Origin of the sequence: Rhodococcus sp. 15-649-2-2, from assembly GCF_002258645.1 — a bacterium.
In the GTDB taxonomy this organism is placed as follows: domain Bacteria; phylum Actinomycetota; class Actinomycetes; order Mycobacteriales; family Mycobacteriaceae; genus Rhodococcoides.
Genome location: NZ_NPFM01000030.1, coordinates 131,528 through 142,745, shown reverse-complemented (window position 1 = coordinate 142,745; position 11,218 = coordinate 131,528). Strand labels below are relative to the sequence as shown.

General features: G+C 65.2%; 11 protein-coding genes. 4 read left to right on the top strand and 7 right to left on the bottom strand.

The features are described 5' to 3' along the window. Positions 1–53: 53 nt before the first annotated feature. Entirely contained in the window at positions 54–578 is a 525-nt protein-coding gene (locus CH305_RS20235) for a TetR/AcrR family transcriptional regulator (RefSeq protein ID WP_032404059.1), read from the top strand. Between the two features lies 1 nt (position 579). On the opposite strand, the gene ilvA is transcribed toward CH305_RS20235, so the two are convergent. Next, the gene (gene ilvA / locus CH305_RS20230) at positions 580–1,935 is read right to left on the bottom strand and encodes a threonine ammonia-lyase IlvA (protein WP_037151214.1); all 1,356 of its coding nucleotides are present in this window, start codon (positions 1,933–1,935) and stop codon (positions 580–582) included. 69 nt (positions 1,936–2,004) lie between these two features. Then, positions 2,005–2,439, bottom strand: coding sequence for a nitroreductase family deazaflavin-dependent oxidoreductase (locus tag CH305_RS20225; RefSeq protein ID WP_032403960.1), 435 nt, complete (start codon positions 2,437–2,439; stop codon positions 2,005–2,007). Positions 2,440–2,604: 165 nt separating this feature from the next. On the opposite strand from CH305_RS20225, the gene CH305_RS20220 reads away from it, so the two are divergent. Beyond that, the gene (locus CH305_RS20220; RefSeq protein WP_094704726.1) at positions 2,605–2,874 is read left to right on the top strand and encodes a hypothetical protein; all 270 of its coding nucleotides are present in this window, start codon (positions 2,605–2,607) and stop codon (positions 2,872–2,874) included. Here the strand turns inward: CH305_RS20220 and dnaE are convergent. The 4 genes from dnaE to lspA all read right to left on the bottom strand — a co-directional run bounded on the left by dnaE (position 2,845) and on the right by lspA (position 8,743). Next, a complete protein-coding gene (dnaE, locus tag CH305_RS20215) occupies positions 2,845–6,381 on the bottom strand; it encodes a DNA polymerase III subunit alpha (RefSeq protein ID WP_032379028.1) in 3,537 nt (1,178 codons plus the stop codon). The genes CH305_RS20220 and dnaE overlap by 30 nt on opposite strands. 147 nt (positions 6,382–6,528) lie before the next feature. Beyond that, a complete protein-coding gene (locus CH305_RS20210; protein WP_094704725.1) occupies positions 6,529–7,188 on the bottom strand; it encodes a hypothetical protein in 660 nt (219 codons plus the stop codon). Then, positions 7,188–8,114, bottom strand: a complete 927-nt coding sequence (locus CH305_RS20205) for an RluA family pseudouridine synthase (RefSeq protein WP_032379030.1) — start codon at positions 8,112–8,114, stop codon at positions 7,188–7,190. Before CH305_RS20205 ends, CH305_RS20210 begins: the two co-directional genes overlap by 1 nt. Continuing rightward, positions 8,111–8,743: a signal peptidase II gene (lspA, locus tag CH305_RS20200; RefSeq protein WP_094704724.1), complete on the bottom strand. Its 633-nt coding sequence runs from the start codon at positions 8,741–8,743 to the stop codon at positions 8,111–8,113. The genes CH305_RS20205 and lspA overlap by 4 nt, the downstream gene beginning before the upstream one ends. Before the next feature lie 88 nt (positions 8,744–8,831). Here lspA and CH305_RS20195 point away from each other — a divergent pair, with 88 nt between their 5' ends. Both CH305_RS20195 and CH305_RS20190 read left to right on the top strand, forming a co-directional pair. Continuing rightward, a complete protein-coding gene (locus CH305_RS20195; protein ID WP_256983902.1) occupies positions 8,832–9,803 on the top strand; it encodes a hypothetical protein in 972 nt (323 codons plus the stop codon). Next, on the top strand, positions 9,800–10,543 hold the full coding sequence (locus CH305_RS20190) for a sensor domain-containing protein (RefSeq protein ID WP_032403956.1): 744 nt from the start codon (positions 9,800–9,802) through the stop codon (positions 10,541–10,543). Before CH305_RS20195 ends, CH305_RS20190 begins: the two co-directional genes overlap by 4 nt. A 97-nt stretch (positions 10,544–10,640) precedes the next feature. Here the strand turns inward: CH305_RS20190 and CH305_RS20185 are convergent, their stop codons facing one another. After that, positions 10,641–11,129, bottom strand: coding sequence for a hypothetical protein (locus CH305_RS20185; RefSeq protein WP_371828279.1), 489 nt, complete (start codon positions 11,127–11,129; stop codon positions 10,641–10,643). Positions 11,130–11,218 lie beyond the last annotated feature (89 nt).

The window sequence follows — 11,218 nt, the reverse complement described above, 5'->3', positions numbered from 1 at the left end:
CCGGTACAGTGATTGAGAGTACCGCGAACCGTCCAGCCGGTAAAGTGAATTTCATGTCATCGGACACGCGGGACCGAATACTCGACGCACTGGAATCGATGCTGATCGAGCACGGTATGACCAAGGTGACCCTCGACAGCGTCGCTGCCGCCGCAGGCGTATCGAAGGGCGGACTGCTGTACCACTTCAAGACCAAGGACGCTCTGGTGGCGGCCATGGTGCGACGACTCGGCGCCCAGGCGGACGAGCAGCGCGCCGACGCCGCAGCAGGCGGGACGTCCGTGGCCGAGTGGTATCTGCAACCGCCGGATTCGATCTCGGAGAAGGAGATCGCTCTCTATCGATCGACATTGGCCGCGTTGCGGAGCGTGGACGGCAATTCCGACGAGGTTCAGGAGGCCGTCGTCGACATGATGCGATTGTGGGACGAGGGTCTGCGTACCGAAATCGACGATCCCGTGCAGGCCGAGATCATCCGGCTCGTCGGCGACGGAATCTACCTCGGTGCCGTGCTCGACCTGCCGGCCGTGGACCCCGAACTGCACAAACGCGTCGTCGATCGCCTGCTCGGTCGCTGACTCAGGTCAGGTACCGGTACACCGGCGAACCCGGCTCCAGCTGCTCCACCTGCAGGTGCGATGACCGCATACGTTCGAGGAGAGAAGAGAGGCCGTCCGCAGCGCCGAGTTGAATGCCGACTAGCGCGGCACCCGTCTCCCGGTTGTTGCGCTTGACGTACTCGAACAGGGTGATGTCGTCCTCGGGCCCGAGGACTTCGTCGAGAAAGCGACGCAGTGCGCCGGGCTCCTGCGGAAAGTCCACGAGGAAGTAGTGCTTCAGGCCCAGGTGAACGAGCGATCGCTCGAGAATTTCGCCGTAGCGAGAGACGTCGTTGTTGCCGCCGGACACCAAGCACACGACTGTGCTTCCCGGCGCGATGTCGAGATGCTCGAGCGCCGCAACGGCCAACGCGCCTGCAGGCTCGGCGATGACGCCTTCGTTCTGGTATAGCTCGAGCATTGCGGTACAGACCGCGCCCTCGTCGATCTGGGTGATCAGGAATGCACCGGGGCCGGAACTGTCGAACACGGGCGCGGTGATCAGCGGCAACGAAGCATGGGACACCACCGTGGCACCGAGCGACTGCAACGCTGCGTACGGCACGTCGCCGATGCGGCGGACGGCGGCCCCGTCGACGAACGGATCGATCTCGGAGAGCGTCACCGGACCACCGGCGATCAGCGCGGCGGTCATGGATGCCGCGCCGGACGGTTCGACACCCACCAGTGACGTCTGCGGTGCGCGCTCACGAAGGTAGCTGGAGATGCCTGCGATGCATCCGCCTCCGCCGACGGGCATCACGACGACATCGGGTGCCCCGCCGAGCTGATCGATCATCTCGGCGGCAATGGTGCCCTGCCCGGCCACGGTTCGCGGATCGTCGAACGGCGGCACCATGGTGGCACCGGTGCGGGCGACATCGGCGGCCGCGGCTGCGGCCGCGGCATCGAACGTATCGCCGATGACGATGAGCTCCACGAAGTCACCGCCGTGCACTCGGATTCGGTCGCGCTTCTGCTTGGGGGTGTTCGCGGGAACGTAGATGCGACCGTGCACCTGCATCGAGCGACACGCGAACGCCACTCCCTGAGCATGGTTGCCTGCGCTCGCGGTGACCACGCCGACAGAACGCTCGGCATCGGTCAGCTGGTCCATCAGGTTGTACGCGCCACGAATTTTGTACGACCGCACGATCTGCAGGTCTTCGCGCTTGAGGTAGACCCTCGCGCCGGTCTCCGCCGACAACCGCTCGCACAACTGCAGGGGTGTTGCGGCCACCACCGACGAAATTCGCACCGCAGCGGCATCGATATCGGCAGCGGTGACGGCTACCGACGATGGGAGCTGGGAGGCGAGGTCAGGGGATGAAGACACCAGCACATGCTGCCACCAGAGTGGAACGGTCACCCACTCGGGACCGTTCCACGGACCGACGGATCCTGTTCAGACGCGCGAGAGGACGAACACCGGGATCTCGCGATCGGTCTTCTTCTGGTAGTCCGCGTAATCGGGGTAGGCCGCGACCGAGCGTTCCCACCACACGGCTTTCTCGTCGCCGGTCACCTCGCGAGCGACGTAGTCGTGCTTCTCGGTTCCGTCCTGCAACTCGACGAGCGGCTCGGCTTTGACGTTGTGGTACCAGACGGGGTGCTTGGGCGCTCCGCCCAACGAGGCCACGATGGCGTACTCGCCGTCGTGCTCGACTCTCATCAACGGCGACTTGCGCAGCTTGCCGCTCTTGTTCCCCTTGGTGGTCAGCAGCACGACCGGCATCCCGTTCATCGTCGTGCCCTCGGTTCCGCCGGAGTTCTCGTATCGCTCGGCCTGCTCACGGGCCCAGTCGGATGAACTCGGTTCGTATTCTCCTGTCAATGGCATGACTTTCAGTGAACACCTCTCGTGCGCGTGACGCCACGAGATCAGCCACATTGCCTGGTCCAGATGCCAAGTTCGGTGGACCGAATCTTTCGATGGGTATAGTCTGAACTTCGCGCGCCGGACAGCCGAATCATCACCACCCCGGGCGCAGCAGAGGAGAACGCGATGACCTTCACGAGCGCCCGGGTGAGCCCCCGACCCACCGCTGCCCTGCGCAGCGTCGACATCGCAGGCATCGCGTGGCCGGTCTACAAACTGGAAGCCCTCGCGCTGGGATCATTCGTGTTCGTCGTGACGCTCGTCATCGCCGGCTCACTGCACGCCGCAGTACTCGCCGGTGCCACAATCGCGGTCGCGGCCTGGTGGACGCTGCTCCTCACCGAGCTACACCCGACCCGGCCTGCGTCACCCCGTCAAGCAGCCGGGTCCCAGTAGCGCCTTCAGGTCTCCCATCAACGCCGATGTCGGCGTGACGCGCAGACTGTCGTCCAGCTTCATCGTGGTGATCTTGTCGCCGCTCACCAGCCGAAGGTGCACATCCGAGGTTCCCGGGTGGCTGGACAGGACTCGTTTGAGGGCACCGACCTTGTCCGCCGTGCACAGCCGCGTCGGCAGACTGACCGCGAGTGGCTTGTCGATACCGATCGCCGAAAGATCTGGTACCGCAAGGTCGTTCGCGATCAAGGAGACCCGGTCGTCGCGCACCGACACCCGACCCTTGACGAGTACCACCGAGTCCTCGGTGACATCGGCACCGAACACCGAGTACGCCTGTGGGAAGAACAGCACTTCGATACCACCGGCCAGATCCTCGAGCTGAGCCGACGCCCACGTCAGACCGTTCTTGTTGATCCGACGGTTGACCGAGGCCAGAATTCCGCCGACGGTGACCTGTGTGCCGTCCTTGATGTCACCTTCGAGAATGGTCGGGATATTGCAGTCGGACTTCGCGGCCAGCATGTGCTCGACGCCCAGGAGCGGGTGGCCGGAGACGTACAGGCCGAGCATCTCGCGTTCGAGGGCGAGCCGGTGCTTGGATTCCCACTCCTCGTCCGGCACCCGCACGTTGAACACCGCGGAGATGGACTCGTCGGCGTCCTCGCCGCCGAACAGATCGAACTGACCTATTGCCTCGGCCTTCTTGGTGCCCATCACCGCGTCGATCGCGTCGGCGTGAATGAGCATCAGACCTTTGCGTGGATGGTCGAGCGAGTCGAAAGCGCCTGCCTTGATGAGGGATTCGGTGACCTTCTTGCTGCAGGCAATTGCGTCGATCTTGCCCAGGTAGTCCGAGAAATCGGTGTACTTCGACTTCTCCGATCGCGCCCTGATGATCGAGGCGACCACGTTGGTGCCCACGTTGCGCACCGCACCGAGACCGAACCGAATGTCTTTGCCGACCGACGCGAAGTTCAGCTCGGATTCGTTGACGTCGGGAGGCAGCACGGTGATGCCCAGCTTGCGGCAGTCGGCGAGATAGATCGCGGCCTTGTCCTTGTCGTCGCCGACGCTGGTGAGCAGTCCGGCCATGTACTCGGCCGGGTAGTTCGCCTTGAGATACGCGGTCCAGTACGACACCAGCCCGTAGCCCGCCGAGTGCGACTTGTTGAACGCGTAGCCGGCGAACGGCAGCACGGTGTCCCACAGCGCCTTGATGGCCGCCTCGGAGAAACCGTTGTCCAACATGCCCTGTCGGAACCCGGCGTACGCCTTCTCGAGCTCGGAGAGCTTCTTCTTTCCCATGGCGCGGCGCAGCAGGTCGGCTTGGCCGAGGGTGTACCCGGCGACCTTCTGCGCGAGTTGCATGATCTGCTCCTGGTAGACCACCAGGCCGTACGTTTCACCGAGAATCACCTTGAGTGGCTCTTCGAGCTCGGGGTGAATCGGCTTGACCTCTTGCCTACCGTTCTTGCGGTCGGCGTAATCGTTGTGGGAGTTCATGCCCATCGGACCGGGGCGGTACAGGGCGAGAACGGCGACGATGTCCTCGAAGCCGGTGGGCTGCATGCGGCGCAGCAAGTCTCGCATGGCGCTTCCGTCGAGCTGGAACACGCCGAGTGTGTCTCCGCGAGAGAGCAGATCGAACGTGGCCGGATCGTCGAGCGGCAGTGCGTCGAGGTCGATCTCGATCCCGCGGTTGGCCTTGATGTTGTCGATCGCGTCACCGATGACGGTGAGGTTGCGCAGACCGAGGAAGTCCATCTTGAGCAGGCCGATGGCCTCACACGACGGGTAATCCCAGCCGGTGATGATCGCGCCGTCCTGCGCGCGCTTCCACACCGGAATGGCGTCGGTGAGCGGCTCCGAGGACATGATGACCGCGCAGGCGTGCACGCCTGCATTGCGGATCAGGCCTTCGAGGCCCTTGGCCGTCTTGTAGATCGTCGCGACGTCGGGGTTGGAATCGATGAGCGCACGGACTTCGACGGCCTCCTTGTAGCGCTCGTGCGACGGATCGGTGATGCCCGCTACCGAGATGTCCTTGGCCATGATGGGCGGCGGCAACGCCTTGGTGATCTGATCGGCGATGCCGAAGCCCGGCTGACCGAACTGCACCCTCGCAGAGTCCTTGATGGCCGCCTTGGTCTTGATGGTGCCGAAGGTGATGACCTGAGCGACGCGATCGCTGCCCCACTTCTCGGTGGCATAGCGGACCATTTCACCGCGGCGGCGATCGTCGAAGTCGATATCGATATCGGGCATCGACACGCGCTCGGGGTTGAGGAATCGCTCGAACAGCAGACCGTGTGGCAGTGGATCGATGTTGGTGATGCCCATGGCATAAGCCACCAACGATCCGGCCGCGGAGCCTCGTCCGGGCCCGACGCGGATGCCGACGGCCTTGGCATGGTTGATCAGGTCGCCGACCACGAGGAAGTAGGCCGGGAAGCCCATTTCCAGGATGACCTTGATCTCGTACTCGGCCCGCGCGAGGTAGTCCTCGGCCGGGCCGTCGGGGAACCGACGCTCGAGCCCGGTCATGACCTCGTGGCGCAGCCAGGTGCCCTGAGTGTGGCCCTCGGGAACCGGGAAGATGGGCATCCGGTCTCGGTGCGCCCACACCTCGTCGTACGGCTGGACTCGCTCGGCGATGAGTAGCGTGCTGTCGCAGGCACCGGGCACCTGGTCGTCCCACAGTGCGCGCATCTCGGCGGCCGACTTGAGGTAGTAACCGTCGCCGTCGAACTTGAAGCGGGTGGGGTCACTCAGCGTTTTGCCGGTCTGAATGCACAGCAGCGCCTCGTGGTTCTCGGCGGCGTCCTTGGTGACGTAATGGCAGTCGTTGGTAGCGAGCGGCGGGATGGAGAGCTTCTTACCGATGTCGAGCAGGCCCTCGCGGACGCGTCGCTCGATGGACAGGCCGTGATCCATCAGTTCCAGGAAGAAGTTGTCCGGTCCCCAGATCTCCTGCCACTTGGCTGCAGCTTCGAGCGCCTCACGCTCCTGGCCGAGCCGGAGCCGAGTCTGTACCTCGCCGGACGGGCAGCCGGTGGTGGCGATGATGCCTTCCGCATGCGAGGCAATGATCTCCTCGTCCATGCGCGCCCATTTGCCGAGCTGACCCTCGATCGACGCGAGTGACGACAACTTGAACAGGTTGCGGACGCCGGTGGCGTTCTCGGCGACCATCGTCATGTGCGTGTACGCACCACTACCGGAGACGTCGTCGGACTTCTGGCTCCGATCGCCCCACAGCACGCGCTTCTTGTTGAACCGAGACTCCGGGGCGATGTAGGCCTCGATACCGATGATCGGTTTGATACCGGCCTTCTTGGCCTCGTTGTAGAACTCGCTGGCTCCGTACATGTTGCCGTGGTCGGTCATCCCGACCGCCGTCATCTCCAACCGCGCCGCCTCGGCGAACATGGCCCCGATCTTGGCGGCACCGTCGAGCATCGAATATTCGGTGTGGTTGTGCAGATGAACGAACGAATCGGCCACGAAGGTTCTCTCCTGAAGGTCGTGCGTTTTCGAAAATACGAGCCGCGAATGCACCCACTCTAAGCGGTGGAACCGACAGAATTTTCGTAGCTGTCGGTGTGTCCTGGGAGGACGTGACGCGTGTGACGAACGAGACTGGAGTTGCCCTCATTCCGCCGGAATCGGCCCGTCGTCCGGCAGCGGCCCGACGATGTCGACGTACTCCGGAAGCAACGGCTCGACGGCGAACTTCCCGGACACCGCGTCGGGTGGAAGCGCCTCCACCGCCCGCACTCCGTCGCGGCCGGCCACCTCGCTCAGCTCGGCCGCGGTGCCCCGCACCACCAGTGTCACCACGCACGCGCATCCGCCAAGCAACCGGCGCTGCGACACCGCCTCTATCTGCGCCTGCCGGTCCCCTGCGCCGAACGATTCCTGGATCTGGCCGGCAGCGCGCGCGGTCGCGTTCAGTACCGACCGTTCACTGCCCGGAACGCCGACCGTGAGTATCGGGGTTTGCACACGATCGAGCGGTACTCGAAAGAGCACCTGCGAGATGCGCACGCCGTTCGCTGCGGCATAGGCCTGTTCGGCGGTGAGTGCGCGATCGAACGACACAGAGCCCCAGCGGGGTTCGGCACCACCTGGGAGCAGGCTCGTCTCGGCGCGAGCCAGGTAGTCGGTCACCTGCTCACCGCTGTCCGGGCCGAGCCGGTCGGTACCGACACCCAGTTGCCGTTGCGGGTTCAGGTTCCCGACGACGGCAAGGCCCCCGACCACCAAGGTGGCAGCGGCGACGAGACCGACCACACCCGAGAATCCGCGCATCACGCCTTCCGGAGCACCTCAAGCGCATGTTCGAGGTCGGCCGGATACTTGCTCTCGATCTCCACCCAGCGGCCGTCGGACGGATGCGCGAAGCCGAGCGAACGGGCATGCAGCCACTGGCGTTCGAGGCCCAACCGTTCGGCCAATCGCGGATCGGCCCCGTAGGTCAGATCCCCGCAGCACGGGTGGCGCAGGGCCGAGAAGTGCACTCGAATCTGGTGTGTGCGACCGGTTTCCAGGTGCACGTCCAGCAAACTCGCGGCCTGGAACGCCTCGACCGTGTCGTAGTGGGTCACGCTCGGCTTGCCGTCCGCGCGCACCGCGAACTTCCAGTCGTTGCTGCCGTGTCGCCCGATCGGGGCATCGATGGTTCCACTGCTCGGATCCGGATGTCCTTGCACCAGAGCGTGATAACGCTTGTCGATGGTCCGCGCTTTGAACGCACGCTTGAGCACGGTGTACGCCCGCTCGGACGTCGCGACCACCATCACCCCGGAGGTTCCGACGTCGAGACGGTGCACGATTCCCTGACGCTCGTGTGCACCGGAGGTGGAAATTCGGAACCCGGCAGCAGCCAGACCGCCGATCACGGTCGGGCCGGTCCAGCCCACGCTGGCATGAGCAGCGACACCGACGGGCTTGTCCACGGCCACGACGTCGTCGTCGGCGTAGAGAATCTCCATCCCCTCGACCGGTTCGGCTTCGATCGTCAATTCACGGGCGGGCTCGGGCAGTGTCACTTCGAGCCACGAGCCTGCGGCCAAACGATCGGACTTGCCCACGGCACCGTGATCGACCAGAACCGACCCCTCTTCGGCCAGTGCGGCGGCGACGGTACGCGAGAGCCCCAGCAATCGCGCGAGCCCGGCATCGACCCGCATTCCGTCCAAGCCGTCGGGCACCGGCATGGAACGAGATTCCCTCACGAGTCGGCCTTCTCCGGGGCATCGGACTTGGACTTGGTCACGCGTTCGCCGTTCGGCTCGAAGCCGAACAGGCTCAGCACGACAAGCAGAATCGCCCCGCAGACGATGGACGAGTCGGCGACATTGAACACCGGCCACCAGCCCACCGACACGAAGTCGACGACGTGGCCCTGGAACGGACCGGGAGCGCGAAAGAAGCGGTCGATCAAGTTGCCCAATGCGCCGCCGAGAACCAGACCCAATCCCAGCGCCCACCACGGTGATCGCAGCGTCCGGCCGATCTTGATCACACCGATGACGACAGCGACGGCCACCACCGTCAACAACCACGTCATGCCGGTCGCCATGGAGAACGCCGCGCCGGGGTTGCGTACCAACCGCAGCGTCACCACGTCGCCGACGATCTCGATCGGGTTTCCGGGCTTCACGAAGTGCACGACCAGAATCTTGGTCACCAGATCGAACAGCAGAATCACCGCCGCGATGGCGATCAGCAGTCGAGTTTTCAGTGGCTTCACGGGCCTGGCGACAGCGCTGTCGGAATCGGTCCCCTTCGGGTCCGCGGTCTCGTTCGGTGCCGAGACACCGCTGCTCTCGGGTGTCGGGTCGTCGGCGCGGTCTTCACTCACCTGTCCATCATGGCGCATCGGCGGCGGCGGACACTCATCCGTGCCGCGCGATACGGCTACCGGCCGGGCTGTCAGTAGCCTGGTGGCCGTGAAGTCGACCGATCGCGCCAGCACTGTCCACTCCAGCACCGTCCGTGCCGGTTTCCTCGCTGCATGCTGCGCGGTGGCTCTGGTGGCGGGATGTTCGAGCACCGACACCGAACCCGCAGCCGAGCAGACAGCGTCCACGAACGAGGTGACGATCGCGGTGACGCCGACGACCACCACCGTCGTCGACCCCGGGGCCGAGCCACGCCGCGTGCTGGCGTTCGACACGGCCGATACGGACTCGCAGAACATCGACCTCACGACCACGTCCACCGTCCAACAACAGATCGACGTCGGGGCGGCGCAGGACTTCTCCAGTCCCGAATTGACGGTGCCCCTGAGCGCGTCGACGGCCGATGCCGTGCCGGACGACGACGCCTCGACCGGGGCGACGCGGTCGATCCACCTGACCATCGGGGCCGCCACCTCACCCGACGAGGGCCTGACCGACGCACTGTCCGCGTCCGAGGGCTCCACGGCGCGGCTGGCGGCCACCGAGTCCGGAGCGATCACTGCGTTGCACATCACTCCGGCCGATGCCGCGCTCGATACCGCCAGGGCAGCGATCGAACGCTCGTTCAACGCCGCGGTGTACCGCTCCGTCGCCTTTCCCGACGCAGAAGTCGGTGTCGGTGCCGTGTGGACCGTCGATCAGCAGGTGCTGAGCGGAATCACTCTGAACCAGCGCACGACGGTCACGCTGCGAGCACTCGACGGCGACCGGGCGACCGTGGATATCGCGATCACGCAGACACCCGAATCACCGGTGTGGAACCTCCCCGACAATTCCGGCACGCTGAACATCGCGTCGTACACCTATACGGGCTCGGGAACCCTGGACATCGACCTGACACAACCGCTTCCCGTCGGTGGGTCGATCACCGCGGGTGGCGATCAGATGTACACCGATCCCGACAGCACGACCGTGTTGCGGCAGACGGTCGGAGATTCGATCACCTGGGGTGACCGATGACACGAACCACCACGCGTCTACTGGCCGGGCTGTCGTTGGTCGGACTCGCCGCAGCCGCCGGATGCAGCTCGGACGAACCGTCGCAGGCCACCGCGCCGGCACCCACGGCCGTCGCCGCTCCGGATCCCCTGCTCGGTGTACCCATCACCGACAGCGCCGTTCTGACGGCATCGATGCTGGGGCTGGGCGATTTGCCGGACGGCTTCTCCTCGATACCGGACCCGGTCCGGGACCTGGGGCTGGACCCAGCCCCGGACTACGACTCACCCGACAAGTCCAGCACCGACCCGGCTGCGTGCGCGGCCGTACTGGCACCGGTCTCGGAACAACTCGGCGGTGCGGCGTCGTCCGCGGTGGCTCGCTTCTCAGGGCCGAACTTCTCGTCGATCGACGAGGACGCGGCGAGCTACACGGGCACCGGAACAGCAGAGGCGTTCGCATCGGTGCAGCAGGCGTGGACCGGGTGCGCCGAGTTCACCGGCACGGATGCCGACGGGGTGAGCGTCGACTACGCGTTGGCGGGCCGCGAGCAACCGCAGATCGGTGACGCGTCCGCCTCCATTCGTCTGACCACCAGCAGCGAGGGATTCACGTTGATCTCCGACGTCGTGGTGGCCGTAGTCGATTCGACCGTCCTGCAGATCGTCGTATCGGATCAGAGTGGACTCGAGCCCGCGACTGTCACAGCCGTGGCCGAGGCCGCCGCCGACCGTATCCGAACGGCCACTCCCAGCGCCTGAGTCGGTACGAGCCTCCGAACGAAGAACTGCCGGTGACATGTCCCCGAGGGGAGATGTCACCGGCAGTTCAGGTGCGGTCAGAGACGATCGGCAGGACTCAGGGTGCGGGGCACGCCGGGCTGGTCAGCTGCGCGAGCGAAACGATGCCGCAGGCGTTCTCCTTGGAGAGCTTCCACACGCCGTCCTCGGGGACGAACTGGAACGTGCCCGGGTTGGCCTGCCCGTTGAGGGTGATGGTGATGCCCGCGTTGAGAACTCCGGTACCGAGGTCGTCGATGCTGGTGATCTCGATCTGCGCGTTGTTGGCCACAGCAGCCGCAGCAACCTGGTTGATCAGATCCGGGTCCTCGGACGCGCCCTGGATCAGAGCCGCCTTTTCCTCGACCGGGACGTTGGGATCGAGTCCGCGCATGAGCTGGGTGTTGAGCTCCTCGACCGTGGGTGCGGGCGGGTACGCGCCGCCCTCGGGAGCGGTGGAGGCCGAGGTGGTGACAGCCGTCGTCGTCGTCGCGGTGGGCGTTTCGTCGCCTCCGGAGCTGCAGGCGGTCATGGTCAGTGCACCGGCGATGGCGATACCGGCAACCATTGCCCGTCGGGTGTTGCGAAGCTTCAAGTGCTTGTCCTTTTCACTCTGAGTCACGTCTCGATCGTTCTGTGACTCGTCGGTCGTTGCGG

Coding starts and splice junctions, on each gene's coding strand:
- CH305_RS20190 (WP_032403956.1), top strand. CDS start 9,800: ATGACACGAACCACCACGCGTCTACTGGCCGGGCTGTCGTTGGTCGGA.
- CH305_RS20235 (WP_032404059.1), top strand. CDS start 54: ATGTCATCGGACACGCGGGACCGAATACTCGACGCACTGGAATCGATG.
- CH305_RS20225 (WP_032403960.1), bottom strand. CDS start 2,439: ATGCCATTGACAGGAGAATACGAACCGAGTTCATCCGACTGGGCCCGT.
- CH305_RS20210 (WP_094704725.1), bottom strand. CDS start 7,188: ATGCGCGGATTCTCGGGTGTGGTCGGTCTCGTCGCCGCTGCCACCTTG.
- CH305_RS20220 (WP_094704726.1), top strand. CDS start 2,605: ATGACCTTCACGAGCGCCCGGGTGAGCCCCCGACCCACCGCTGCCCTG.
- CH305_RS20185 (WP_371828279.1), bottom strand. CDS start 11,129: ATGGTTGCCGGTATCGCCATCGCCGGTGCACTGACCATGACCGCCTGC.